The sequence below is a fragment of the Massilia pseudoviolaceinigra genome, from assembly GCF_030846505.1.
Lineage (GTDB): Bacteria > Pseudomonadota > Gammaproteobacteria > Burkholderiales > Burkholderiaceae_D > Telluria_A > Telluria_A violaceinigra.
On the sequence record NZ_JAVCWL010000057.1, the window covers coordinates 1 to 25863 of the forward strand.

At 64.3% G+C, this 25863-nt stretch carries 23 protein-coding genes, 2 pseudogenes and 1 riboswitch; of the genes and pseudogenes, 6 read left to right on the forward strand and 19 right to left on the reverse strand.

What is annotated here, in order from left to right:
* Positions 1 to 96 precede the first annotated feature (96 nt).
* Positions 97 to 285: pseudogene (locus RBA40_RS32205) on the reverse strand (transposase domain-containing protein); the annotation flags it as partial.
* Positions 286 to 420: 135 nt separating this feature from the next.
* On the opposite strand from RBA40_RS32205, the gene RBA40_RS32210 reads away from it, so the two are divergent.
* Positions 421 to 1047: a hypothetical protein gene (locus RBA40_RS32210; protein WP_306652884.1), complete on the forward strand. Its 627-nt coding sequence runs from the start codon at positions 421 to 423 to the stop codon at positions 1045 to 1047.
* Between the two features lie 155 nt (positions 1048 to 1202).
* Here the strand turns inward: RBA40_RS32210 and RBA40_RS32215 are convergent.
* Together RBA40_RS32215 and RBA40_RS32220 are read right to left on the reverse strand one after the other, a co-directional pair.
* Positions 1203 to 1840: pseudogene (locus RBA40_RS32215) on the reverse strand (IS66 family transposase); the annotation flags it as partial.
* Positions 1841 to 2101, reverse strand: coding sequence for a transposase (locus tag RBA40_RS32220; RefSeq protein WP_374710577.1), 261 nt, complete (start codon positions 2099 to 2101; stop codon positions 1841 to 1843).
* 189 nt (positions 2102 to 2290) lie between these two features.
* Between RBA40_RS32220 and RBA40_RS32225 the strand changes: the two genes are divergently transcribed.
* The gene (locus RBA40_RS32225; RefSeq protein ID WP_306652886.1) at positions 2291 to 3337 is read left to right on the forward strand and encodes a phosphodiester glycosidase family protein; all 1047 of its coding nucleotides are present in this window, start codon (positions 2291 to 2293) and stop codon (positions 3335 to 3337) included.
* A gap of 6 nt (positions 3338 to 3343) precedes the next feature.
* Here the strand turns inward: RBA40_RS32225 and RBA40_RS32230 are convergent, their stop codons facing one another.
* The 15 genes from RBA40_RS32230 to cobT form a co-directional block, all read right to left on the reverse strand.
* Positions 3344 to 3553, reverse strand: a complete 210-nt coding sequence (locus RBA40_RS32230) for a DUF4287 domain-containing protein (RefSeq protein ID WP_374710578.1) — start codon at positions 3551 to 3553, stop codon at positions 3344 to 3346.
* Between the two features lie 127 nt (positions 3554 to 3680).
* Entirely contained in the window at positions 3681 to 5102 is a 1422-nt protein-coding gene (locus RBA40_RS32235) for a DUF2867 domain-containing protein (RefSeq protein ID WP_306652887.1), read from the reverse strand.
* 106 nt (positions 5103 to 5208) lie between these two features.
* Positions 5209 to 6654 carry a cobyric acid synthase gene (locus RBA40_RS32240; protein WP_306652888.1) on the reverse strand — a complete coding sequence of 482 codons (1446 nt, stop codon included), beginning with the start codon at positions 6652 to 6654 and terminating at the stop codon, positions 5209 to 5211.
* Positions 6651 to 7529 carry a cobalamin-binding protein gene (locus RBA40_RS32245; RefSeq protein ID WP_306652889.1) on the reverse strand — a complete coding sequence of 293 codons (879 nt, stop codon included), beginning with the start codon at positions 7527 to 7529 and terminating at the stop codon, positions 6651 to 6653. The genes RBA40_RS32240 and RBA40_RS32245 overlap by 4 nt, the downstream gene beginning before the upstream one ends.
* The gene (gene cobD / locus RBA40_RS32250) at positions 7526 to 8518 is read right to left on the reverse strand and encodes a threonine-phosphate decarboxylase CobD (protein WP_306652891.1); all 993 of its coding nucleotides are present in this window, start codon (positions 8516 to 8518) and stop codon (positions 7526 to 7528) included. The genes RBA40_RS32245 and cobD overlap by 4 nt, the downstream gene beginning before the upstream one ends.
* Entirely contained in the window at positions 8511 to 9446 is a 936-nt protein-coding gene (gene cbiB, locus RBA40_RS32255) for an adenosylcobinamide-phosphate synthase CbiB (protein WP_306652892.1), read from the reverse strand. The genes cobD and cbiB overlap by 8 nt, the downstream gene beginning before the upstream one ends.
* Positions 9440 to 9997, reverse strand: coding sequence for a bifunctional adenosylcobinamide kinase/adenosylcobinamide-phosphate guanylyltransferase (cobU, locus tag RBA40_RS32260; protein WP_306652894.1), 558 nt, complete (start codon positions 9995 to 9997; stop codon positions 9440 to 9442). The genes cbiB and cobU overlap by 7 nt, the downstream gene beginning before the upstream one ends.
* Positions 9994 to 11298: a cobyrinic acid a,c-diamide synthase CobB gene (locus RBA40_RS32265; RefSeq protein WP_306652895.1), complete on the reverse strand. Its 1305-nt coding sequence runs from the start codon at positions 11296 to 11298 to the stop codon at positions 9994 to 9996. The genes cobU and RBA40_RS32265 overlap by 4 nt, the downstream gene beginning before the upstream one ends.
* Entirely contained in the window at positions 11298 to 11918 is a 621-nt protein-coding gene (gene cobO / locus RBA40_RS32270) for a cob(I)yrinic acid a,c-diamide adenosyltransferase (protein ID WP_306652897.1), read from the reverse strand. The genes RBA40_RS32265 and cobO overlap by 1 nt, the downstream gene beginning before the upstream one ends.
* Positions 11915 to 12688 carry an ABC transporter ATP-binding protein gene (locus RBA40_RS32275; RefSeq protein ID WP_306652914.1) on the reverse strand — a complete coding sequence of 258 codons (774 nt, stop codon included), beginning with the start codon at positions 12686 to 12688 and terminating at the stop codon, positions 11915 to 11917. Before RBA40_RS32275 ends, cobO begins: the two co-directional genes overlap by 4 nt.
* Positions 12688 to 13713 carry a FecCD family ABC transporter permease gene (locus RBA40_RS32280; protein ID WP_306652899.1) on the reverse strand — a complete coding sequence of 342 codons (1026 nt, stop codon included), beginning with the start codon at positions 13711 to 13713 and terminating at the stop codon, positions 12688 to 12690. Before RBA40_RS32280 ends, RBA40_RS32275 begins: the two co-directional genes overlap by 1 nt.
* A gap of 7 nt (positions 13714 to 13720) precedes the next feature.
* On the reverse strand, positions 13721 to 15586 hold the full coding sequence (locus RBA40_RS32285) for a TonB-dependent receptor plug domain-containing protein (RefSeq protein ID WP_306652901.1): 1866 nt from the start codon (positions 15584 to 15586) through the stop codon (positions 13721 to 13723).
* 82 nt (positions 15587 to 15668) lie between these two features.
* A riboswitch (cobalamin riboswitch) is annotated at positions 15669 to 15890 on the reverse strand.
* On the reverse strand, positions 15885 to 16430 hold the full coding sequence (locus tag RBA40_RS32290) for a histidine phosphatase family protein (RefSeq protein WP_306652902.1): 546 nt from the start codon (positions 16428 to 16430) through the stop codon (positions 15885 to 15887). (Overlaps the previous riboswitch by 6 nt.)
* Positions 16431 to 16432: 2 nt before the next feature.
* The gene (locus RBA40_RS32295) at positions 16433 to 17224 is read right to left on the reverse strand and encodes an adenosylcobinamide-GDP ribazoletransferase (RefSeq protein WP_306652903.1); all 792 of its coding nucleotides are present in this window, start codon (positions 17222 to 17224) and stop codon (positions 16433 to 16435) included.
* 9 nt (positions 17225 to 17233) lie between these two features.
* Complete coding sequence (gene cobT / locus RBA40_RS32300) at positions 17234 to 18268, reverse strand: nicotinate-nucleotide--dimethylbenzimidazole phosphoribosyltransferase (RefSeq protein WP_306652904.1); 1035 nt, start codon at positions 18266 to 18268, stop codon at positions 17234 to 17236.
* A gap of 175 nt (positions 18269 to 18443) precedes the next feature.
* Here cobT and RBA40_RS32305 point away from each other — a divergent pair, with 175 nt between their 5' ends.
* Together RBA40_RS32305 and RBA40_RS32310 are read left to right on the forward strand one after the other, a co-directional pair.
* On the forward strand, positions 18444 to 19922 hold the full coding sequence (locus RBA40_RS32305; RefSeq protein ID WP_306652905.1) for a DUF2868 domain-containing protein: 1479 nt from the start codon (positions 18444 to 18446) through the stop codon (positions 19920 to 19922).
* Positions 19919 to 21373, forward strand: coding sequence for a DUF3482 domain-containing protein (locus RBA40_RS32310; RefSeq protein ID WP_306652907.1), 1455 nt, complete (start codon positions 19919 to 19921; stop codon positions 21371 to 21373). The genes RBA40_RS32305 and RBA40_RS32310 overlap by 4 nt, the downstream gene beginning before the upstream one ends.
* Before the next feature lie 126 nt (positions 21374 to 21499).
* Here the strand turns inward: RBA40_RS32310 and RBA40_RS32315 are convergent, their stop codons facing one another.
* The gene (locus RBA40_RS32315; protein WP_306652908.1) at positions 21500 to 23632 is read right to left on the reverse strand and encodes a TonB-dependent receptor family protein; all 2133 of its coding nucleotides are present in this window, start codon (positions 23630 to 23632) and stop codon (positions 21500 to 21502) included.
* A 222-nt stretch (positions 23633 to 23854) separates the two neighbouring features.
* Here RBA40_RS32315 and adh point away from each other — a divergent pair, with 222 nt between their 5' ends.
* Both adh and RBA40_RS32325 read left to right on the forward strand, forming a co-directional pair.
* Positions 23855 to 25375 carry an aldehyde dehydrogenase gene (gene adh / locus RBA40_RS32320; RefSeq protein WP_306652909.1) on the forward strand — a complete coding sequence of 507 codons (1521 nt, stop codon included), beginning with the start codon at positions 23855 to 23857 and terminating at the stop codon, positions 25373 to 25375.
* 18 nt (positions 25376 to 25393) lie between these two features.
* The gene (locus tag RBA40_RS32325; RefSeq protein WP_306652910.1) at positions 25394 to 25783 is read left to right on the forward strand and encodes a DUF779 domain-containing protein; all 390 of its coding nucleotides are present in this window, start codon (positions 25394 to 25396) and stop codon (positions 25781 to 25783) included.
* Positions 25784 to 25863: the final 80 nt, after the last annotated feature.

Below are 25863 nucleotides of genomic sequence, written 5' to 3' on the forward strand. Positions count from 1 at the left end.
TTCCCAATCCATCTATCAACCGCACAGCTGTTCATAAATCGTACGCGTCGGCCCAGCGCCGTCTTGAGCCAGCTGTCGAATTGATTGATGGTTGCATCACACCGCTGGGAAGCGCCGGGTTTTTAGGCAGGTGCCGGATGCCCGGGGCAATGCCAGGGGCAGAAACCCGTCAACACGGTTGACGGGATGATCGGCGATGTGGGCTAGGACATGGCGCAACCAGGCTTCGGGGTCGACATCGTTGAGGTTGGCCGTGCCTATCAGCGAATAGATGGCAAGTGGGCGTACGGCACGGAGGCCCCTGACTCAGCGCTTGCCGTTACTAACTCGAGATATCGAAATGTGAGTTATTGAACGTTGAGCGTGTATATTGCTCGCAATACGGATAATTTTCCATCTAAACCTTCTCATTGGATTTACATGAAACGACTTACTCTGGCAGCCGTCTCCTTTTCCCTCGTGCTTCTGAGCGGCTGCGCAAGCTCACCACCGCCTGCGCCGCAGTTCACCGAGTTGGCGGTCCAAAGCCTGCCTCCACCACCAGCGGACAAGGCGCAAGTCGTGTTCCTTGAGCCGATCAACTCGGTCCAGGGTATAGTCCCCGTTGGCCTGTTCGAGGTGAACGGCGCTACCCGTACCCACCTTGCCACGACCGGCTCGCACACCAAAGTCGCGCTTAACTTCACGCCGGGGCGCCATCTGCTGATGGCAGCACAGATTGGCATCAAGGCGCACTTTATGGAAATCAATGTCGAAGCCGGAAAGCGCTATTACGTGCTCGAGCGCTTCATCTATGGCAATGGATTCCAGCTGCGCCCTATACGGGTCAATGGCTCCTCGGACTACAGCGTGAACAGCACAGATTTCCCGTCTTGGAATTCAGTCACGCGTTTTGTCGCCATGACGCCTGCTAGTGTCGAGATATTCGAGAAACACAAGGAAAGCGTGAGTAAGACCCAAGCCGAAGGCTGGAGAGTCTGGAACGAAAAATCGCCGCAGCAACGTGCTGAATTAACGTTGAATCCAGAGGATGCAGTGGCGCACTAATCAGGTAAACAGAAATGCTACGCGCTCCTTGGCTCTGTTTTAATTTCGCTATCGAACGCACCAAATTGCGCGCTATATGTACGAATAGTCACCAGTAGCGTAAGCGTCCGCCCAGAACCGTATTGAATTGAGCGCCGTATTGCCTGATGATGGCATCACCCCGCTGGGAAGCCGCGTGTTTTGCACGCGGTGGCCAACTGCCCGGCGCAATGCCAGGGCAGGAACTCGTCGACGCGGTTGATGGGGTGATCGGCGATGTGGGCTGGCACACGGCGTAACCAGGCTCCCGGGTCAATCCCGACCAGGCTCCCGGGTCAATCCCGTTGAGTTTGGCCGTCCCGATCATTGAGTAAATTGCGGCCGCGCGCGCCGCCGCTGTCAGCACCGGCGAACAGGTAGTTGCGCCGGCCGATGGCGACGCTGCGCAAGGCGCGTTCGGCCGCCGAGTTGTCGATCTCGATCACGCCGTCATCGCAGTAGCGTACCAGTGCCGGCCACAGATTGAGCGCATATTGAATCGCCGCCGAGGTATCGGACTTGCGTGAGAGTTTCTCCAGCAAGGCGCGCAGCCAGTGCCCGAGCGTGTCTCGTCGCGCACGTAGGTCCACAGGCGCGCCGTCTTGGTTTTTCCATTGCCCGGCGCCAGGACCGGAATCGGCGTGTCGTCGGCGTGCCGCTTGGCCACTGCAAGGACATGGCGGCGGATCGTATCGACCAATGGACGCAGCAAGGCACTGGCCGCGCCAACCCAGCTCGCCAGCAAGGCACGGTCAAGTTCGACATCGTCGCGCGCCTAGATGACCGGATGACCGACTGGCGTCTCCGCAAGGACTACCGGCAATAAGGCGGGCAGTGCTGGCGCCGCATCGTCCAGCAATCCCGCGCGTAGATCGCGCCGCCATTTGAACACCATGTTCGCATTGACCTGATGAGCCAACGCCAGCTTCGAGACAGACATGCCGGGCTCGCAAGCCGCAACGGCGAGTCGGCGCTTGAACTCGCGTGCATAATTCGATTTGCCCTTGCGGTTGCCCGGCTTTACTTCTGTGTCCAAAGTAGTTCCCATCAAAAAGTAGTGGGAACTACTATGACGCGAACGGCAAACTACGTCCAGACGGTGCGGGCAAGACGCTTACATACATCCAACTTCACACCCATTTCATCCGCGCTTCACACCGCCGGGCTATCTTGGTTCCACAGACAATGTGGCTGAGATTCTTTTGAAATTGGGGAAATTGTGAGTATGAAACCGGAAAGACAGACGGCACAAGAGTCGCCTGCGTCACCAGGGAAAACGCGGCGAATAATCCTGAAACATCGGCGCCTCTTGGCCGGCCTTGCACTGCTGCTTCTGCTCGCTGCGGCGGGCGCTTGCTGGTGGGTATGGGAGCGCAATGGCGCCTATGGCTTCAATGTACTGTGGCGCCGCGGCGGCACCTACTGGGTCACTACCAAGACGGACGATCCACGCCTGTCGCCAGCGATGCGCATCGCTCTGACGGTGCCGGTCCCGAAGGCGACGTCGGGGCCGATGACGTGGAAAGAACATGAGCAAGGATTTGAAGTGGCCGAGCTGCCGGTCATGGCGGGCGGCCGTGAGGTCGATCGTATCCTGCTTGCGCGTATCGATACGTCGCAGTATCGCTTTGTCGTGCGCAATGCAGCGGACGGCGACAAGGGCATCGATGAATGGGAGCGCGCATTGCCGCAAGCGCGCTTGATCGTCAATGGCAGTTTCTATGGCTTGAAAGGTTTGCCCGACACCCCCTTCATCAGTGAGGGAACGGCGATGGGCCCGCGCGTATACAACGCCCGGGCCGGCGCCTTCGTCGCCAACCAGGATAGCGCCGGCGTCACGGATCTGCGCGATGGGAACTGGCAGCAGGCACTCGATGGGGCCAGCAATGCCATGGTCTCCTATCCACTCCTGATCGGGGAAGACGGCCAAACCCATGTGAGCACCGACAGCCGGTGGTTGGCTAACCGCAGTTTCATTGCTCAAGACAGGCAGGGGCGCATCATCATTGGTACGACCAAGGACGCCTTTTTCTCGTTGGCGCGCCTGGCGGCATTTTTGAAGGAATCGCCACTCGATCTGAAGGTCGCGCTCAACCTTGATGGCGGACCACTGGCTTGCCAGAGCGTGCGTTTGCCGGGTTATGAGCGCAAGCTGTATGCCTTGTGGGAGGCGCAGGTCGAAGGCGATCAGGTCAAGCTGCTCAGATGGCCATTGAGTAACGCGACCTGGGCGATGGCGGTTGTCTTGAGCGTGGAACGCAAGACCACCTAGCGCTTGCTACGACGTCACCCGGCTCAGGTGATGCGCGACCAGGGCATTGGCGTGTCCATGCCCGAGTTGATGCTCCGACTTGAGCCAGTTGACCATCTCCATGTGCTTCATTGGGCCCGCCGACTCAAGAAGGCCGAACCAATGCGCTACAGGATGCCCATACTTCGCCTCGATGGCGGGAAAATAGGAAGCAGGGCCTTTTATCTTGTCAGTCATGATATTTCTCCATTTGTGCCAGCGCGGAACGTCGCAGTAAACAGACGACGTTCCGGAACTGCCGAAATCGACATGCAAGGCCAAGAAACGGAAATACCTATAAAAGGCGCTGCCGTATCCGGCTTGCTTACCTGCCGAGTATCGCTGCTCCGTCCATCGCACCTGCCGCTACCGGTACCTTCGCATGCTCGACAGCCATGCGCAGCATGGTCGGCGTTACATACGCGCGGTGGGTGCGGTCGATCGCCCACATATAAAAGCGTCCGAACAGGTTCTTGCAGCGCACGCGCGAGCCAAGGCTGAACTCCACCTGGCCGCCCTTGACGATGCGCGCCGCCACGCAGGAGCGGAACGACAGATGCTTGTCGTCCGCGCCCAGCACCACTTGCGCGCGCGTATTATGTTCGTCCGTGCTTTGCTCGAGAACTGGAAAACGATTCGCGAACAGACGGCTTTTATCGGGCGAGAGCAGCGACGATACCGGACAGCCCAGAGACGAGGTCCGCAATCCCATCGGCCGTACCAGCACATTGCGCACGGCCATCATGCGCGTGACGCCGCGCGGCCGATTTTCCATGAAGCCATCGAGCAGGCGGGTCAGCAGCGCCGTCGCATTGCTCTCCTGAAAACTGGACAGCGGCATGGTCAGGGTAAACGTATCTTCATGATGAAACGGCGTGCCCTCGAATTGCTTCAGCAGCAACGATCCGGCCGGTGTGGCATCCAGCTCGCGCACCTCACTACCGTCGCCGTGATGCGACACAAAGCCCTTCGAGCGGCGCCACGCACCCCATTTGCCGAGAATCGTGCCGACGGTGCCGCGTGCCGTGTAGCACATCGCGCGTTGCAAGGTGCCCGGCGGCGCTTCCAGCGACAGGTCGACGGTCGCGACTTGCCCCTTGGCCATTGCCGCGTCCAGCAAATCGGCCACTTCCTGCGGCAGAAGCGAGGTCAGCGAGGGAATGCTAGCTTCGTTTGCCATGACCTGTTGCCGCAGGTCGTCGGACAAGTCGCCGCCGAGCTCGTTGGTGTGGCAGGACAGCGCGAAAAACACCGGATGCGGGCTGTTGCGCGTCAGTGGCGCGAACTGGTGCCAGGTCTCGCCGCCGAAGCGCACGGTGAACATGCAGTCCGGCGGGATATTGATGCATTGAAGCGCGCGCAGGAAACTTTGCGGGTCTTCATCAATCTGCGCCGTGGACGCGCTCGAAAAGCGCAACTGCGCGCCGCCGCTGCCGGAAATTGCCGTGAAAATGCGATGCCCGGCGTGCCGGTGGAAAGGGTGCCCTTTGGGGCCGACAACGAAGGAATACAGCGAGGTCGGATCGCCTTTATCGAAATTGGTGCCCCCCAGCTTGGCCGATGGCTCGTCAAGCTCGTCGACAAATTCCTGATGTTGCTGTTGTCGCGCCGATACGCTGGCAAACAAATGATTACCCGAGCCATGTACCAGTTGCGCGATCAGCGACACTTCGACCGGCAGTCCCCCCGAGCTGGACGGAATCCGAACCGAAGGAAAGGTTCGCACGACCTTAATCATTGATAACATGGCACTTCCACAGATTAAATTATTGCTCACATTCTACACATGTAGTCTGAGCGTCAACCGCGCAAAGTGCGCTCCGGTGACGTTTTTGCAACAATTGGAAAATGCCTTATTTTATAGCACACAGCGCGTCGTACAAGGGACGCGCGGCTTGCGCAATGCGCTCCAGGCTGGCCTCGCGCAGTTGCTTGGTGTCCACCGTGTTTGTGCTATCGAGCCCCGCCCAGCGCAGCAGCGCGGCGCAGGCTTGCGGGTGGTCGAACATGCCGTGCAGGTAGCTGCCCAGGATCTGGTCGTCGCCTGAGCGCGCACCTTCGGCTCGGCCGTCGATGCGGAACGCCGGCGTATCGAGTGCAGCGCCACTGGAGACGCCCATGTGAATCTCGTAGCCTGCCACGTCGGCATCGGCGAAGGCGCAGCGGCCCGTTACCTGCGCCAGGCGTTTTTCGGTGGTCAGCTCGGTGCGCATGTCGAGCAGGCCGAGCGCCTCGGTCATGCCGCTCTCGCCTTCCACCCCATGCGGGTCGGCCACCTCGCGCCCCAGCATCTGGAAGCCGCCGCAAATCCCGATCACCTTGCCGCCGTAGCGCAGGTGCTTGTCGATATACGGTCCCCAGCCCTCGTCGAGCAGATAGGCCAGGTCGCCGCGCGTATTTTTGCTACCCGGGATAATCAGCAGGTCGCACGCCGGCTTGGCCTCGTTCTGGCGCACGAACTGCAGGTCCACATCCGGATGCACGCGCAGCGCATCGAAATCGGTGTGATTGCTCATGCGCGGCAGCGACGGCACGACCACCTTGAAGGCCCCGCGCGAAGCCTGCACCGCCTGCACCGCGTCTTCCGCATCGAGGAACAGCCCTTGCAGATACGGCAGCACCGCCAGCACCGGTTTGCCGGTCTGCTGTTCCAGCCAGTCCAGGCCCGGTTCCAGCAGCGAGATATCGCCGCGAAAGCGGTTGATCACAAAACCGATGGTCCGGTCACGCTCGCTCTGCGACAGGCACGAAAGCGTGCCGACAATGTGCGCGAACACGCCGCCGCGGTCGATGTCGGCCACCAGGATCACCGGGCAGTCCACCGCCTCGGCAAAACCCATGTTGGCGATATCGCGGTCGCGCAGGTTGATCTCCGCCGGGCTGCCCGCGCCTTCCACCACGATCGTCTGGTACTGCTGGCGCAGGCGCGCGTACGATTCGAGCACGGCGCCCATCGCCACCGTCTTGTACTGATGGTAGTCGCGCGCATTCATCTCGGCGCGCACCTTGCCGTGAATGACCACCTGCGCGCCGATGTTACTCGATGGCTTGAGCAGCACCGGATTCATGTCCGTGTGTGGCGCCACGCCGGCGGCAATCGCCTGCAGCGCCTGCGCCCGGCCGATCTCGCCGCCGTCGGCCGTCACCGCGCTGTTCAAGGCCATGTTCTGCGGCTTGAACGGCGCCACCGTGACGCCTTCGTTTTTCAGCAGGCGGCACAGGGCCGCCACCACGGTACTCTTGCCCGCGTCCGATGTGGTCCCCTGCACCATCAGCGTGTGATAAGGAAAGCCGCTCATGGCTTGGTACGGCGCAGGCGCACGATATCGAGTTTTTCGCACAGCAGTTCGGCGCCGGCGACCATGCGCGGACCCGAACGATTGAGCAGGTTGCCGTCAATGCTGAACAGGTTCCCGCGCTTGACCGCCGTCGTGGTGGCATATGGCTTCCAGAGATGGAGACCGACGTCCGTGGGACTGCGTTCGCCGCTGAACAGCGCCTCCGGATCTTCCTGCAGCACGGCTTCCACGGTGACGACGGGCGCCGTGACTTTCAGCTTGCCGAATACGTTCTCGCCGCCGCACAGGCGCATGGCATCGCTCAGGATATGGCCGTCGTTGAGCGTGTAGAGCGGCTTGTCCCACACCTGGTAAAACATGCGCACCGGTGCGCGCTTGGCATATTTGAGCTGCAGCGCGCCGAGGCGCTTGCGCAGATCGGCCGCCGCGGGAGCTGCAACCGCCTCTGTGCCCATCAGCTTACCGAGGCGTATCAGGTTGGTGGCGATGTCATCGAGTTTGCGTGGCTCGCTGTGGAACAGGGGGATGCCGAGCGCGCGGATCTGATCGATCTGGCGCTCCGAACTGCCATGCAGCCAGACCACGATCAGGTCCGGCTTGAGGGCTGCGATGCGCTCCATGTCGATTCCGCTGTTGCTGCCCACTTGCGGCAGGTGCTTGGCCGCTTCCGGATAATCGCTGTAGGCGACGGCGGCAATCAGGCGCTCCGCTCCGCCGGCCGCGTACAGCATCTCGGTCACATGCGGCGCCAGTGCAATGACGCGCTGGGCGGGCTTCTGCAAGGTCACCGGCTTGCCATCGTCGTCATGAACCGTGATGGCTGCGCTGGCATTCAATGCAATCATGCCGGCAAGGGCAGCAAACAATATTTTCATCGTGATCCTCGGTTCCATTCTTCCAGTGCGAGCGCCAGGCGCCGCCATCCATTTTCGTCTAAAGGCAAGCCAAGGCGAATGCCCCGCGCCGCCTTGGGAAAAAGCCGCACCCAGATTCCGCGTTCGGCCATGTGCTGCCAGAATGCCTCCGGCTGCGCTTCCGGCCACCATTGAAACAGGTCGGTGCCGCTCGACGCGATGCCATTCGCAGCGAGCAGCGTTCGCAAGCGCGTGCCTTCGCTGGCAAGCCGCGCGCGCATCGTTTCCTGCCACGCAGCATCGCCCAGCGCCGCCGTTGAAACCTGCTGCGCCGGACCGCTGACCGTCCACGGCCCGAGCAAATCGGCGAGCTGCGACAGCAAGGGCGCATGCGCGCCCACAAAGCCCATGCGCACGCCGGCCAGGCCAAAGAATTTTCCGACCGAGCGCAGCACGATCAGGCCGGGACGGTCGCTGTGCGCGGCCACGCTTAGGTGCGGCGCCGTGTCGCCAAAGGCTTCGTCCACCACCAGCCATCCACCGCGCCGGCCCAACTGCGCGGCCCAGTCCAGCAAGCGTACCGGCTCCACTGTGGCGCCGGTCGGATTATTCGGATTACACAGCACCAGTACATCGCATTCTGGCAGCGCCGCATCGAGCGCGTCGTATTCCACCTCGCGCATGCTGTGCCCATGCCTGGACCAGTGATGCGCGTGTTCGGCATACGAGGGCGCGGCCACCACCACGCGCGATGGCGCCCGTAGCTGGGGCAGCGCCTGGATCGCGGCCTGCGTGCCGGCTACGGCCAGCATGCGCGGCGCACCGTAGAAGGCGCTCGCCGCCCGCACCAGTTCAGGATCGGTCTCCGGAAGGCGGTGCCACGCATTGTCCGCCAGTTGCGGCGCCGGATACCATGTGGGGTTCAGTCCCGTCGACAGATCCAGCCAGTCAGCCAGTGGACGGTTGAAGCGAATCGTCGCCGCGCGCAGATTACCGCCGTGTTCAAGCATGGAATGCTCCCGTCAATAGCGCCACCGCTGCGGCCACGCCAAGCCACAGCAGCGCGGTGGCACGCACCAGCTTCCAGGCGCGCGCGATATCGCGCGCTTGCGCGGCGCGCCCGCGTCCCAGCGGAGGGCGCTGTTCGGCCACGCCGTCATAGGTGGCGCTGCCGCCCAGCGCCAGGCCCAGCGCGCCGGCGCCGCTGGCCATCACAGGGCCCGCGTTCGGGCTTGGCCAGCCCGGCGCCTGCGCGCGCCAGCATTCCCAGGCGGCGCGCCGGTGATCGGCCAGCAGCACATACGAGAGCGCGGTCAGGCGCGCCGGAACGTAATTGAGTACATCGTCGATGCGCGCCGCCGCCCATCCGAATTGCAGAAACCGGGTGCTCTTGTAGCCCCACATTGCGTCGAGCGTGTTCGCCAACCGGAACAGCAGCGCGCCGCCGCCGCCGGCGACCACGAACCAGAACAGGGTGCCGAACACCGCATCGTTGCCATTTTCCAGCAGCGATTCGGCGCTGGCCTTGGCCAGGTCGGCTTCGCTGGCGCTGGCGGTATCGCGGCTGACGATGCGCGCCGTCAGCAGGCGCGCCTGCGCCAGGTCGCCGCTTTCCAGCGCCTGCGCTATCGGCAGGTTATGGTCGCGCAGGCTGCGAAAACCCAGGCAGAAGTACAGCAGGACAGCGTGCGCGGCCAGCCCTGTGCCAAAGCACAGCAGCGCGCCCAATGCCGCCAGCGGCAACACCGCCAGCGCCCACGCCAGCATGCCGCGCGCAAAGCGTTTGTTCCCGCGATTGAGCGTGCGCTCGATGCGGTTGGCCAGATTGCCGAAGCCGACCAGCGGATGGAAGCGGCGCGCTTCGCCCAGCAGCAGGTCAAGCAGCACGCCGCCGGCGAGCAGCAGCGCCACCTGCGCCAGCGTCAGCCCACTCAGCATGCCTGGCCTTTCAGCGTGAGCGGCATGCCGGCCACGATGAACAGGGCGCGGTCGCACACCTTGGCCACGGCCTGGTTCAGCCGTCCCGCCTCGTCGGTGAAGCAGCGCGACACGGCGCCGTAAGGAACGATTCCGAGCCCCACTTCGTTCGATACCAGGATCACGTCGCCCGGCGCTTCCGGCAGGGCGGCCAGCAGCGTGTCGCACTGTTCGTAGAAAACGTCCGGCAGATCGATCACGCCTACTTCCGGGAAGTCCTGGTCGACCGAGAAAATCAGGTTGGTCAGCCACAGGGTCAGGCAGTCGACCAGCACCAGGGTATCTGGCTCGCTGCAGCGCAGGATCGCGTCGCCGAGCAGCAGCGGCTCTTCGATGGTGGTCCAGCTTCCCGGGCGGCTCGACCGGTGGGTTGCGATGCGCTGCGCCATTTCACCATCGCCGGGGCGGGCGGTGGCGAGGTACACAACCTCCTTGCCCGATTCGAGCGCGAGTTTTTCGGCGTACGAGCTTTTGCCGGAACGGGCGCCGCCCAGGATCAGCGTGGTCGTCATGCCTCGCTCCTGGAAAACAGGGCCGCCACCGCAGCCGGACAGGATGGAAAGTAGGCGTGGAAATAGGATGCCGTCAGCGAGCCGGCGCGGTACACCGCTTCGCCGCTGGCGCCGCTCGGATGCTTGACCGTGTGCGCCATTGGTGGAACGGCGGTTTCCAGCTTCGAGTAGTGAAAGGTATGCCCGCGCAGCAGGCCGTGCGGCGTCTCCAGCCCTTGCGATCCGAGACCGGCGATGCGCGCCTGCATCGTCACACTGCCTTCGAGCAGGCCTGCCATCGGCCACACCGTGCCCGCCTGGTCGGCCAGCGAATCTGCCAGCGCCATCATGCCGCCGCATTCCGCGACAATCGGCATGCCTGCCGCATGCACGGCGCGGATCGATGCGCGCCAGCGTGCGGCACCAGCCAGCGTCTCGCCGTGCAGCTCCGGATAGCCGCCGGGCAGGTACACCGCATCGGCCCGCGCCGGTACCGCATCGTCGGCCAGCGGCGAAAAGAAGGCGAGGGTGGCGCCCAGCGCGCGCAGGGTGTCCAGGTTGGCCGGGTACAGGAAGGCAAAGGCGGCGTCGCGCGCAATGGCGATGGTACGCCCCGCCAGCAGCGCGGCCGGCGCGTCCACGCGCGCGGTAAGGTCGATGCGTGTGCTGCGCAGTTGCGCCCAGGCGGCGTCGTCGAACTCCAGCTGGTCGGCCAGCAGGTCGAGCAGGCCGTCCACATCCTGCACTTCGGACGGCAGCACCAGGCCCAGATGGCGTTCGGGCAGGGTCTTGGTCTGGCGCGGCAAAATGGCGATGAGTGGAATGTCGCGCATCGAAGCGGCGACCATCGCCCCGTGCCCCTTGCTGGCGACGCGGTTGGCGATCACGCCCGCCATCTCCACCGGGCCGTAATCGCGCAGGCCGTGTACCAGCGCGCCGGCGGTTTGCGCCATGGCCGAGGCGTCGATCACCGCCATCACCGGCAGGCCGAACTCGCGCGCCAGGTCGGCCGACGAGGGCGTGCCGTCGTACAGGCCCATGACGCCTTCGATCAGGATCACATCGGCTTCCAGCGCGGCTGCGGCCAGCTGGCTGCGGCATTGTTCGCGCCCGACCATCCACAGGTCGAGCGAGCCGACTTGCGCGCCGCTGGCGCGTTCCAGCAGCATGGGGTCGATAAAATCGGGGCCGCATTTGAAGACGCGCACGCGCTGGCCGCGCCGCACCAGCGCGCGCGCCAGGGCGGCCGTCACCGTGGTCTTGCCCTGGCCGGACGACACGGCGGCCACCAGCAGCACGCGCACGTCTGCGTGGTCGCCCATCAGAACTCCGTCCCGGCCTGCGCCGCAATGCCGGCCTTGAATGCATGCTTGACCACCGTCATGTCGGTCACCGTGTCGGCAATCGCAATCAGTTCGTCCGGCGCGCCGCGCCCGGTGATGACGACATGCTGCATGTCCGGCCGGTCGAGCAGGTCGGCGATGACGGCGTGAACGTCGAGGTATTTGTACTTGAGCGCGATATTGAGTTCGTCGAACAGCACCAGGCCGATCGTCGGGTCGGACAGGAAGCCCTTGGCCAGCGCCCACGCTTCCTCGGCTTTTTCGATGTCGCGCTCGCGGTTCTGGGTGTCCCAGGTGTAGCCTTCGCCCATGGCGTGAAAGCTCACTTCGCCGGGAAAGCGGCGCAGGAATTTTTCTTCGCCGGTCGACATCGCCCCTTTGATGAACTGGACCACCGCCACCTTCATGCCGTGCCCCATTGCGCGCACCACCATGCCGAAGCCGCTCGAACTTTTACCCTTGCCGTTGCCGGTATTGACGATGATGATGCCAATTTCCTTCTGCGCCTCGGCGATCTTCTGGTCGATGATGGCTTTCTTGCGTTCCATGCGGACGCGGTGGCGTTCATTGAGTTCGCTGTTTGCGGTGTCGTCGATCATGCGGATTCCTCGGTTGGGATGAAAATACGGCGGGCGCCGTGGGGAAGGACTTCAATCGGGTGGCCCAGGTAGCGGCTCAGGACCGGCGCTTGCATCACCTCGTCGACCGGGCCGGCCAGCCATTCGCCGTCGCCCATCATCAAGAGCGCGTGGCTCGACGCCTGGTGCGCCAGGTTCAGGTCGTGGCCGATCATCACGGCCGTCTTGCCCTGCTCGCGGCACAGCTTTGCCAGCAGGCGCATCACGCTGTGCTGGTGCGCCAGGTCGAGCGCATTGGCCGGTTCGTCGAGCAGCAGCAGGGGCGTATCCTGCGCCAGCATGGCGGCAATCGCGACGCGCTGGCGTTCGCCGCCGGACAGGGTGCGCACGTCGCGCTCGGCCAGGTCGGCCACTTCCATCGATGCCAGGGCGGCGTGCGCGATGGTGTAGTCGTCGCTGCCTTCCCAGTAGCGGTTGGCGTGGTAGGGATGGCGTGCAGCCAGCACGGTTTCGATGGCGCGGTAGGCAAAGGCGTCGCTGCGCGCCTGCGGCAAGAAGGCGCGCTGGCGTGCCAGCTCTTCGAGCGTCCAGTCCTTGAGCGGGCGCCCGCCGATGGCGATGCTGCCGCCATCGGGCTCGCGCAGGCCGGCCAGGGTGCGCATCAGCGTGCTTTTGCCGGCGCCATTGCGGCCGATGATGCACCACGATTCGCCGCCGCGCACCTGCCAGTCGAGGTTTGCCACCAGCGTGCGGCTGCCGGCGGTGAGAAGGAGTTGGCGCGCTTCGATCATCATGAGCGGTTCAGCCGGTGAAGTTGATACAGGAAGACGGGTGCGCCGATCAGCGCGGTGATGACGCCCACCGGCAGCTGCTGCGGCGCGAGCACGGTGCGCGCCAGCGTGTCGGCCAGCACCAGGAAGGCGCCGCCGGCCAGCGTGGCGGCGGGGATCAAGAGGCGGTGATCGGGTCCGCAGGCGAAACGGCAGGCATGCGGCACGATCAGGCCGACGAAGCCGATGCTGCCGGCGCTGGTGACGGCGCTGGCGGTCAGCATGCCGGAACAGAAAAACAGGCCCTTGCGCAGCGCGCTGACGGGAATCCCAAGGGTGGCGGCGGCTTCCGCGTGCAGCGCCAGGACGTTCAGCGACCGGGCGCTGCGTAGCGCGAAGGCCAGGCCCACGGCCAGCACGATCCACGGCAGCGGGCGCAAAGGGGCGCCGGCGATGTCGCCGATCATCCAGAAAATCATGCTGCGCAAGCGGCTTTCGGGCGCGATCGAGAGCATCAAGGTTACCAGCGCGATGCAGGACGTGGACAGAATCGCGCCGGTCAGCAGCAGCAGGGACGAGCCGCCTTCGGCCGCCGCATTGCCGCGCAAGTCGCGCCGCGCCAGCAGGTACAGCAGCATCGAGACGGCCACCGCGCCCACGAACGCGGCCAGGTCGACCATCCACATGGCCCACATGAACAGCAGCGCGGCCAGCGCGCCGACCGAGGCGCCGGCCGAGATACCGAGCACATACGGCTCGGCCAGGGGATTACGCAGCAAGGCTTGCATCATCACGCCGGCCAGCGCGAGCGCGCCGCCGGTCACAAACGCGACCAGCGCGCGCGACAGGCGCAGGTCGAGCAGGGTGGCGGCCAGGGTCGAGGTATCGCCTTTCGCAAGCGCCATCAGCGCGCCCGGCATCTCTGCCAGCGGGACCGGCACAGAGCCGACCATCCCGGCGACCACCAGGCTTGCCAATGCCAGCAAGGAGAGCGCCGTGATGACGACGCTGGCCCGGTGGCGCATGTTGCGAAAGAACGGATGCATGCGATTCCTATTTACTGCCGTAACGGACGCCGGCAAACACCTGACGGCCGGTGGTGGCGTAAGTGCGCGCCAGTTCGTACTGTTTGTCGGCGACGTTGTTCAACCGTAGCACGGCCGACCAGTCGGGTGCAAAGCGGTACTCGGCAAACAGGTTTACCAGCCCGTAGCCGGGCAGCGTGTTGCGGTTGGCCAGGTCGTCGAAGCGCTTCCCGGACAGCTGCACGCCTGCACCGGCAACCAGCGCGCCCGCCGTGTACTCGATGGCGAACTTTGCGTGGCGCTTGGCGCGCCGCTGCAGGTTCTTGCCGGTGGTGTCGTCGCGCGGGTCTTGCAGGTCGAGCGAGCCGCTCATGTCGAAGGCGCCCACGTGGGTGCGCGCGCCGAGGCTGATGCCCTCTAACGTGGCGCGGTTGACGTTGTAGGCGCAGCCGTACGGATGCGTATCCTGCTGGACCGGACATGTGGTGGTGTTGACCAGGAGGTCTTTCAGGCGGTTGCGGTAGTAGACCGCGCTGGCTTCAAGCGTGCCATCGTTGTAATACACGCCGCCTTCGACGTTCTTGCCTTGTTCGGGCTTGTTGATGTCGACCCCGTAACCCGGGTAATACAGTTCGTTGAAGGTCGGTGCGCGAAAGCTGGTGCCGGCGCTGGCGTTCACGCGCAGCGCGCGCGTGAGTTTGTAGCCGTAGCCGGCGCCGCCGGTGACCTTGTTGCCGTACTGGGTGCTGTCGTCGCGCCGCGCGCTGGCGCTGGCCAGATGGTTGCCGCGCTTGAGCGAGTAGGCCGCAGCCACGGAATTGGTCGCGCGGCTGGTGTTCAAGGCGCGCGTGGTGTCGGCGAACACGTCTTCCACCCGGCGTTCCAGAACCAGCTGCAGCAGGTCGCTGCCCAGGGCGATGTCGTTCTGCATGCTGTAGGCGTGCAGGCGCGTGTCGATGCGGTTGCTGCTCGTCGCACTGGTGAAGTTGACCGATTTGTCGTCGGCCTCGGATGCCTGCAGGCTGACTTTCCAGTTGCGCGTGATCTCGTGTTTCGAGTACACGGCGATGTTGTCCATGTTCTGCACGCTGCGCACGTCGAAGGGACCTGCGCCCGCATCGTACTGCGACTTGAGGTGGCTGTGCAGGTACAGCAGGCCCGCTTCGTGGCCCTTGGCCAGCACGATGCCCAGCTGGCCGGTGGCGCTGTCGCGCGTATAGCCGTCGTTGTCCTGGTTGTAGGAGAAGTTGCCCGGTTTGGTGGCCGAGAAGCCGTCATCCTTGTCCTTCGACACACCGAACGCGTAGCTGATGCTGTTCTCGCCTTCGCTGGCGCCGGCCACGCCGAACGCCATCGAGCGCGCCTTGTCGCTGCCCGCTTCAACAGCGGCTGTGACGTTTGGCGCTCCGGCGCCGCGCCGGGTGAAAATCTGCACCACGCCGCCGATGGCGTCGGCGCCGTACATGGTGGCCAGCGGGCCGTAGACGATTTCGATGCGGTCGACGTTCGCCAGCGGCAGGGTGGCCCAGTTGGCGATGCCGATCGTGGACGAGCCAATACGCACGCCGTCGACCAGCACCACGGTCTGCTTGGCGTCGCCGCCGCGGATGAACACTTGCGATGCGGCGCCCGGACCGCCGTTACGCGTGATCTCGATGCCGCGCTGCTTTTGCAGCAGTTCGACGACGCTGCTCGCACCGGAACGCGCGATGTCGGTGGCGCTGATCAGCACATGGTCGCTCAGCACGTCGCTGGCCGGCTGCGGCGCGCGCGTGGCGGTGATGATGACGGCGGCAACGGCCGTATCGGCGGCGCTGTCGGCCAGGGCATAAGGGGAAGTAAAAGCTAGCGCGAGCGACGTCAGGGCCGCGTGGCGTACAACAGGAAAGGTCATGACAAATCTTCAGTGAGTGCGATTGCGAGCAACCGGCCGACGTCCCCGTTGGCCAGATTGAAAAGGAACGCGCAGATCCTGCACGTTCCCACCTGTCCTGGCCGGTATCCGGGCTGGCAAATGCGGCCGTCTCACCTTCCCATGCCAAATGCACAGTGGTCGTTCGAGACGGCTCGTCGCCATGTCAGCGACATTTGCTTACCGTTGCGGGGGCAGCACACGTTGGCCTGTTGCAGGCTTCGTGTTTCCCAGTTTAACTGCGCTCATGGACATGGGCGCGGGCACCAAAACCCGATAATTATACACAGTCGATGATGACGGTCTCGCCGTAGGCGATGGCGTGGGGACGTTGCGCCGCCTCCAGCGCCATGGTCTCGGGCGCCAGGCCGCGTGCGCGCGCCGACAGCAGGCGGATCGTGCCGGCGTGGCAGATGACGATGGCGCAGGGCGCTTGCGCATGCATGCAGTCGGCATAAAACGCGGACACGCGCTGCGCCATGTCGGTCACGCTTTCGCCGCCGCCGGGGCGGTAGCGGGCCATGTCGGCGGCCCAGGCGTCGACGCCGGCACGGTCGATGTCGTCCCAGCGGCGCATTTCCCAGTCGCCGAAATCGAGTTCGGCCAGGCGCGCGTCATACCGCACCGCCGCGCCGCCGATTGCCGCGGCCAGCATGGCGCAGCGCCGCAGCGGGCTGGAAAATACCGGCGCGCCGGCGGGCAGGGTGGCGCGCAGGGTAGGCAGGGCCTGCGCCTGCAAATCAGGATCGACAGCGAGGTCGGTGCGCCCGTAGCACACGCCGGACGCTACTTGCGGCGCCAGGTGGCGCACCAGGTACAGGCGCATTCTCAGCCCCAGAGGCCGTGATGGAAAAACGCCAGCAGCGCCAGGTAGATGACCACTTCGGCCACCTGCTGCACCGCGCCCAGGCAGTCGCCGGTGTAGGCGCCAATGCGGCGCAGGCACTTGGCGCCCAGCCACCACGCCACCAGTGCGGCCCCGGTCACGCTGGTGAGCAGCGCAAGCCAGGGCAGCATGCCGGCCGTGGCCAGCGCCAGTGCAGGCACGCCGGCGCAGGCGCAAGCGATGCCGAATTCGCGGTTGCTCATATGCTGGGCCATTGGCTTGGCCTTGCCATCGGCGCGCGCATATTCCATTTCCCAGATCAGGCTCACCGCGGCCAGGCGCGACAAAGGGTGGGCGATGAACAGGGCGGCGATCGCGGCGGGTACGGACAGAAACGACAGCAGCGCGCACTTGAGCGCCACCGTCAGCCCCATGCCGACCGCACCGTAGGTGCCGATGCGCGAATCCTTCATGATCTCCAGCACCCGCTCGGTGCTCAAGCCGCCGCCGAAGCCGTCGCACATGTCGGCCAGGCCGTCCTCGTGGAAGGCGCCGGTCAGGTAGATCGCCGCCGCCGTCGACAGCAGCACCGCCACCGGGGCCGGCCATAGCAATGATGCGCCGGCATACACCGCCGCGGCCACCGCCGCCACCACCACGCCGACCAGCGGAAAATAGCGCGACGCATGGTGCAGCCAGGACGGGTCGAATCCGACCCAGCCCGGAATCGGCACGCGGGTGAAAAATTGCAGCGCGATGAAGAACAGCCGGCACTGGTGGACGATGCTGGCCATGGTGCGTACTTACGCCGACTGGCCGCTGACGCGCGCCGACTGGAAGGTGGCCATGTCGCCGAGGAAGTTGACGGCCGCGTGCAGCAGCGGCAGCGCCAGGGCGCAACCGGTGCCTTCGCCCAGGCGCAGGCCGAGGTTGAGCAGCGGCTTGGCCTTGAGGTGTTCGAGCATGCGCGCGTGGCCCGCTTCGTCCGAGCAGTGCGAAAATACGCAGTAGTCGAGGATGGCCGGCTGCATGCGCGCCGCCACCAGCAGCGCACTGCTGACGATGAAGCCGTCGATCAGCAGCACCATGCGCCGTTCGGCCGCCTTGAGCATGGCGCCAACGATCATGGCGATCTCGAAGCCGCCGAAGGTGGCCAGGATGTCGAGCGGCTCGCTCATTTCGCCATGCAGGGCGACCGCCGCCTCGATCACGTTTTGCTTGTGCAGCACGCCCTCGGGCGACAAACCGGTGCCGGCGCCGACGCAGTCAAGCACCGGCACGCCGGTCAGCTTGTGCATCAGCGCGGCGGCGGCGGTGGTGTTCCCGATCCCCATTTCGCCGAAGCCGATCACATTGCCTTCCAGGTTGCCGACGATGCGCATGCCGTGCGCCAGTGCGGCGGCGCATTCGGCCCAGCTCATGGCCGGCTTCTGGGCAAAGTTGGCGGTGCCGCGTCCGACCTTGCAGTCCATCAGGGCCACGCGCTTGCCGAAATCGTGGTTCACGCCGGCGTCGATGATCTGCAGCGCGCAGCCGTTCTGGCGCGCGAACACGTTGATGGCCGCGCCCTTGGACAGGAAATTCTCGACCATCTGCCAGGTGACGCTTTGCGGATAGGCCGAGATGCCTTCGGCCACCACGCCGTGATCGGCCGCGAACACGAGGATGGCCGGCTTGTTCAGCGCGACCTTGGTCGTTTGCTGGATCAGGCCGATCTGCCGGGCCAGCGTTTCGAGCGCGCCCAGGCTGCCCAGCGGCTTGGTCTTGTTGTCGATCGCTTGGGTCAGTTCGCTGGCCAGCAATGGGTCGTGGGTGGAAAGTATGTCTGGGAGGCGCATCGTGGAGATAGATAAGAAAGTGTCAAGAAAATTCCGCGCTAAGATAGCACACTCACGCTGCGTCGTTTCTGGCAGACCAGCGTGTGTCGGCACAATGCGGCAAAGTGCGGCACAATTGGCCTGTGAATGTTGTCGCTTCATACAAAAGATATCGTTAAAAGAAAACAGGAAGAACATGAACGAGCAGGTTGCACGGGACGTGGTGTTGGTGCGCTCCGTCGAAACAATGGACGGCAAGCACGAGGTACTCAGCGACGACGATCGCCTGTATGCCAGCCGCAGCGCCAGGGAACTGGCGCAGTGGCAGGCGTCCGACAGCAAGTCGGCGGTAACGAACGAGCATTTTTTGCAGCAGAGGGCCGAGCAGATCCTCAAGCGCCTGGGCGAACGCGCGCCCGCTTTCGCGGCCATTGCGCGGCGCCGTGCCGGCTTCAAGGCGCTGTCGCTGGGCTTGCCGCTGCTGGCGCTGGTGCTCGGCGCCGCGGTCGATCGCATTGGCGACCCGCACCGGGTCGACCTGCTGTCGGCGCCGCTGCTGGCGATTATCGGATGGAACGTAGCGGTGTACCTGCTGTTGCTGGCCTGGCTGTTCGTGCCAGCGCGCAAGAACGGCTGGGTCTCGCCGGCCTTGCTGCGGCGCCTGAGCGGAGCCCAATTGTCGCTGCCGCGTAAGTTGCCGAATGTGCTGGCGTCCGCGCTGGCCGATTTCAGCCTGCAGTGGACCGAGCTGAGCGCCAAGCTGACCCTGGCGCGCCTGGCGCGCACCATGCATCTGGCCGCCGCCATGTTTGCCCTGGGCGCGGTCCTGTCGCTGTATGCGCGCGGTTTTCTGTCCGAATATGTGGCCGGCTGGGAAAGCACCTTCCTCGGCGCCGGGCAGGTGCATGCCATCCTGTCGGTGCTGTTCGCGCCGGCCATGGCGCTGTTGCCGCTGGAAGGCTTCAGCGTCGCCGATATCGAGGCCCTGCACTTTTCGCAGACGCCCAGCGGGGCGGGCGGGGCCAGGTGGGTACATTTATATGGCGCAACCTTGCTGCTGCTGGTGGTGCTGCCGCGCCTGATTCTGGCCGGGGTGGCGCACTGGCGCGCGCAGCGGATGCACAACAGGTTTCCGCTGGACCTGGAACAACCGTATTTCCGCAAACTGAACGGCGAGGCCGGCACCACCGCGCCGGCCGTGCTGCGCGTGCTGCCGTACAGCTTTACGCTCGACGAGGCGCGCCACAAGGGGCTCTCGCAGGTGGCGGTCACCCTGTTCGGCGAACAGGCCCGGGTGATGCTGCGCCCGTCGAGCGGCTATGGCGAGGAAGCCGTCGATTCCCTGCGCGACCTGACGGCGGACGATCCGAACGTGACGGCCACTGCCGTGCTGTTCAGTCTGGCCGCGACGCCGGAGAAGGAAAACCAGGGCGCCTTTCTCGATTATCTGGTGCGCTCGTCCAAGCGCGGCATTGCCGTGCTGATCGATGAGTCGGCGCTGGTCGAGCGCAGCGTTGCGCAGGCCGGGGACGATGTGCGGCTGGCCGAGCGTATCGCGCTGTGGCAACAGTTCTGCAACTTCCACCGCGCCCCGGCGACCATCGTCAACCTGCTCGATCCGGAGCGCCGCCCGCTCGAGCCCGGCGCCGGACTTAGTTTATCGAAGGCATCATGAGCGACACCCCTGTCCATATCCAGTTTGCGCTGATCTCGCATACCAACAACGGCAAGACCACCCTGGCGCGCACGCTGGTCGGGGTGGACGTGGGCGAGGTGCGCGATGCCGCCCACGTGACCATCTTTGCCGAGTCGCACCTGCTGCTCAAAACAAACGAGGGCGATACCCTGCAACTGTGGGACACGCCTGGTTTCGGCGATTCGGTGCGCCTGTTCAAGCGGCTGGCGATGTCGGGCAATCCGATCGGCTGGTTCCTGCGCGAAGTGCTGGACCGTTACCGCGACCGTCCGTTCTGGCTCAGCCAGCAGGCGCTGCGCACCGCGCGCGATGAAGCGGACGTGGTGCTGTATCTGGTCAACTCGTCCGAACATCCGCGCGACGCCGGGTATTTGCCCGCCGAAATGCGCATCCTGGAGTGGCTCGGCAAACCGGTGGTGGTGCTGCTCAACCAGCTGGGGCCGCCGCGGCCCGCCAATGAAGAACTGGAAGAACAGACGCGCTGGAAACAGCATCTGGACCAGTACAAGATCGTGCGCGACGTGCTGGCGCTCGATGCCTTTGCGCGCTGCTGGGTGCATGAGCGGGTGTTTTACGAGGCGGTCGGCAAGCTGGTCGACGAGTCCAAGCAGGCCGGCTACGCGCGCCTGTTTGCGCTGTGGGAGTCGAACAACGGCGAACGCTTCCTCGAATCGATGCGCATCACCAGCGCGCAATTGACTGGCGCCGCGCGCGACAGCGAGCCGGTCGAGGCGGACGAAAAGACCTTGCTCAAGTCGGCCATGAAGGTGGTGGGCCTGGGCAAGAACGACCAGCAGCGGCAGGAGCGCGCCATGGCGGTGCTGATCGACCGGCTCAACCAGAACATCGCGGCTACCACGGCTCGCCTGCTGGCGCTGCACAAACTCGATCCGAGCGAGGCGCCCAAGATCAACGCGCGGGTGAACAAGAATTTCACCGTGCGCGCCCCGGTCGACCGGGCCCAGGCCGGGCTGCTCGGTGCGGTTGTGTCGGGCGCGGCGACCGGCTTGTCGGCCGATCTGATGGCAGGCGGATTGACCTTCGGCGCGGGAGCGCTGCTGGGCGGCGTGGTGGGCGCGCTGACCGCGGCCGGGGCGGCCTGGGGCTTTAACACCAGTACCGACCGCCACCGCACCACGATGCAGTTCGCCGACGATTTTCTGCAGACTTTGCTAGTCAGTAGCATCCTGCGTTATCTGGCCGTTGCCCACTTCGGACGCGGGCGCGGCAATTTCGTCGAAGGCGAGGCGCCGGCGTTTTGGCAGGCCGAGGTGGAGGATGCGGTGGCGCAGCAGGCGGGGAAGCTGGCCGGGCTGTGGCAGGCGCTGCGCGAGGAGGGCGAGGCCGGCAAGGCGGGGGCCGACGTCGAGGCGATTGCGACGACGGTGGCGCGCGCGACCCTGGCGAAGCTGTATCCGGGGCCGGGTTGATCTTGTTTTTTGCGATACAGGTAATTACCTTATCGCGTTTCATTCCTTGCGCGTGGCTGCGGTGAGCAGCGGCGAGTGATAAATGCCGCGCTTTGCCGGGCATTTGTCGACGTTCACACTACACGATCAGAAAATATACTGCGCGCTGACGCCCGCCAGCCAGTTGCGCTGGGGCGCCGCTTCGTAAAAGCGCTTATTGGCGTCGCCGACGATCACCGATCCCACATATTTGCGGTCGCTCAGGTTATTCAAGCGCACGAACTGCTTCAGGCGCCATCGGCCCAATGACTGTTTCGCCTGGAAGCGCGCGTTGAGAATCGCGTAGCCGGGCGCGGCGATGTCCGCGTTGGCGTCTTCGGCATATACCTTGCTGGTGGCGATGGTTTCCAGCGCTGCGCCGAAGCCATCGCCTCTGCTTTTCCATGCCAGCTCCCCGAACAGGTTGGCCTTGGGCACGCCGGGCAAGCGGTTGCCGGCTGCGACGTTGCCGAATCCCTGCTGGTAGGTGGCGTTCAAGGCCGTCATTGCCAAGCGTCCACTGAATCCCGCGCCGAAGTTGCTGTCCAGAGAGACTTCCGCGCCTTTGCGCAGGGTTTCGCTGGCATTGCGGTAACTGGTGCGCCCGCCGCCCGAGATATCGACGACCAGCTCGTCACTGGTCTTGACGTGGAACAAGGCGGCGTTGATGCGTGTATTGCTGCCGAGATAGGCTTTCACGCCCGCTTCCACGTGGGTGCTGGTGGCGGGATTGAGCGCGAAGTTGAAGCCGGCGCCGGCGCCGGAATAGAACAGCTCGTTCAAGGTCGGCGTCTCGAAACCGCGCGCCGCGCTGGCGTACACATTGATGGTCGGCGAGATTTTGTACAAGGCACCGAGCACGGGCGTTGTGTGGCGGTAGCTGACGCCGCCGCTGTCGTTGCCGTTGGTAACAAAGCGGTCATCCACCGACACCTTCATGCGGCTGTGGCGCAGGCCGGCCGTCAACACCCAGTCGCCGCCTTGCCATTCGGCTTGGGCATACGGATCAAAGCTGGACACGGCGTTGCTTTCATCGCGGCGCAGCTTGCCCTGCAATCCGAACTGATTGCCGATGAAATTCTCGTAGCCCTGGCGCTCGTCGGTGGAGCGGCCGTAATCGATGCCGATGGTGGTGCTCAGCTTGCCGCCAGCCATACTGCGCACGCTCAGCCAGTTGATGTCCGCGCCGTAAAAGTCGCGGTCGAAGTCGACCACGCCGCCGGACTGGCTGGCGGGCGTCTGCACGAATTTCGAGAAAGCCTGGTACTGGATGACCTGGCGATTGCCGCCGTACACCATCGCACGCAGGCGGTCGTCGCCCAGGCGCTGCTCGAAGGCGGCGCCGGCCTGTTTGTGATCGATGCTCTTGCGCGTGTTGTAGCGGTCGGCAATGGTGCGCTTGGGAATTTGCGTGTCGGTGGCATCGGTTTCGCCGGCGCGCGGGTCGCGCTGGTACGTGGCCCAGGTGACCCCGAGCGGATCTTGCGTGTCATCCTGGCTCAGGGCGCTGGCGCTCAGGGTCAGCTTGCTGGTGCTGGTGGGCGCCAGGGTCAGCTTGGCAAAGCTCTGGTCGCGCGTGGCGGCGCTGTGCGCGCGGTAGCCATCGGTCTCGAAGCGGGAGGTGTCGATCACGTAGCCGATGCCGTTGCTTTCGCCCTGGGCGTTGACGTCGACCTTGCGCGTGCCGTTGCTGCCGCCGATGACAGTGCCTTCGACGCTCGGCCGGCCCTGGCCGTCACGCGTGAACAGCTGCACGGTGCCGCCGGAATGGTTGCCGTAAATGGCGGAGAAGGGGCCGCGCAGCACTTCGATGCGCTCGGCCATGTCGAGGTTAAAGGTTGCCGCTTGTCCCTGTCCGTCGGGCATGGTTGCGGGGATGCCGTCGGCAATCAGGCGCACGCCACGTACGCCGAAGGCGGAACGGGCGCCGAAGCCGCGCGAGGAAATCTGCAGGTCCTGCGCGTAATTCTGGCGATTCTGGGCCACCAGGCCAGGTACCGCGCTGAGCGATTCCGATGCGTTGACGCGCAACTGGCCGTCGCGGATGCGTGCTGCGTCGAGCACATCGATGGCCGCCGGCAAGTCGAAACTGCCGTGCTCGACCCGGCTTCCGCTGATGACGACCACATCGGCCAGCGGCGCGTTGACCGGCGCGTCCGGTGCAGCCGCCGCTGCCATGCCTGCCGCGCTCAGGGCGAATAAGGTGGCGATGTAGTTCAAGCGAAACGGGTGCTGCTTCATGGGTTCTCCGGTGGATTTTTGGCGTCGCTACGCAATATACGCGGGCCGCCCGAATCCTGCAGCCAGCACGGATGCCCCGCTGGCCTAATGTGCGCCAGAGCACCAACGAAAAGACTAGCCTGTGTGTAGCCGTTGACAATTCTTTGCGTTTGCGCAGGTACTCCTTTTGATCTGCGTCTATGCTGAGGTTCCCGGTATATAACCATAGAGGAAGAGGAAGACATGAATCTCGCAGATATCAGCAAGCTGGGCGTGGCCAATCCATTCAAACAACGCTACGACAATTACATTGGTGGAAAATTTGTTGCGCCGGTGAAGGGCGAATATTTCGGTAATGTCACGCCGATCACCGGGCAGGTGTTTTGCGAAATTGCGCGCTCGAGTGCGGAAGATATCGAGCTGGCGCTCGATTCCGCGCATGCCGCCAAGGACGCATGGGGCAAGACCTCGCAGGGCGAGCGCGCGAACATCCTCAATAAAATCGCCGACCGCATGGAGGAGAACCTGAGCCTGCTGGCCACTGCGGAGACCATCGACAACGGCAAGCCGATCCGCGAGACGACCGCGGCCGACATTCCGCTGGCCATCGATCACTTCCGCTACTTTTCCGGATGCATCCGCGCGCAGGAAGGATCGGTCGCGCAAATCGATCACGAAACGTATGCCTATCACTTCCATGAGCCGCTCGGCGTGGTGGGGCAGATCATTCCCTGGAATTTTCCGATCCTGATGGCGGTGTGGAAGCTGGCACCGGCGCTGGCGGCGGGCAATTGCGTCGTGCTCAAGCCCGCTGAGCAAACGCCGGCGTCGATCATGGTGCTCATCGAGCTGATCGGCGACCTGTTGCCGCCGGGCGTGCTCAATATTGTGAATGGTTACGGGCTGGAGGCCGGCAAGCCGCTGGCATCGAGCAAGCGCATCGCCAAGATTGCCTTCACGGGCGAGACCGCTACCGGCCGCCTGATCATGCAATACGCGGCGCAAAACCTGATTCCCGTCACCCTGGAACTGGGCGGCAAATCGCCGAACATTTTCTTTGCCGACGTGATGGATGCGGACGACGCGTTTTTCGACAAATGCCTGGAAGGCTTTGCCATGTTCGCGCTGAACCAGGGCGAAGTGTGCACCTGTCCGTCGCGCGTGCTGATTCAGGAATCCATCTACGACAAATTCATTTCCCGCGCATTGGAGCGGGTGGCAGCGATCAAGCAGGGCAATCCGCTCGATGCGTCGACCATGATCGGGGCTCAGGCGTCGCAGGAGCAGCTGGAAAAAATCCTTTCGTATCTCGATATTGGCAAGCAAGAGGGCGCCGAGCTGCTTACCGGCGGCGAGCGTTGCATGCAGCCGGGCGATATGAAGGATGGTTATTACGTACAGCCGACCGTGTTCAAGGGCGATAACAAGATGCGCATCTTCCAGGAAGAGATCTTTGGTCCGGTGGTGTCGGTGACGACCTTCACCGACGAAGCCGATGCTCTGCGCATTGCGAACGATACCTTGTATGGGCTCGGCGCCGGGCTGTGGACACGGGACGGTTCGCGCGCTTTCCGCGTCGGCCGCGCCATTCACGCGGGACGCGTGTGGACCAATTGCTACCACCTGTATCCGGCGCATGCTGCGTTCGGCGGATATAAGCAATCGGGCATCGGGCGGGAAAATCACAAGATGATGCTCGATCACTATCAGCAGACCAAGAACCTGTTGGTCAGCTATAACCCGAACGCGATGGGCTTCTTTTAACCGCACGGGAGTTTTCGCATGGGTGACGCGCTTTCACGCGTGGTCGCAACCAATGCCACGCGCGCAATGATCGACGAGTTGCGCGCGCGGCATGGGCCGGTCATGTTCTTTCAGTCGGGCGGCTGCTGCGATGGCAGCGCCCCAATGTGCTATCCGGACGGCGAATTCAATATCAGCGATACCGATGTGTACGTGGGCGACCTGCATGGCGCCGCCTTCTATATGGGTCGGGAGCAATTCGCCTACTGGGAGCATACGCAACTGGTCATCGACGTGGTCGCGGGCAACGGTGGGATGTTCTCTCTGGACAATGGGACGGGGCGCCGGTTTCTGACGCGCTCCCGGCTCTTTACAGACGATGAGTTCAGCTCGTTGCCAGCCGTGCGCGAGGGGCCGCATGACACATAAATACGTGTATTGGTGAGCAGGGCGTCGGGCGGACGCGACGAAATGTGTGGCTTCTCAGAAAGTTCTTGCCAGCGTGGCGA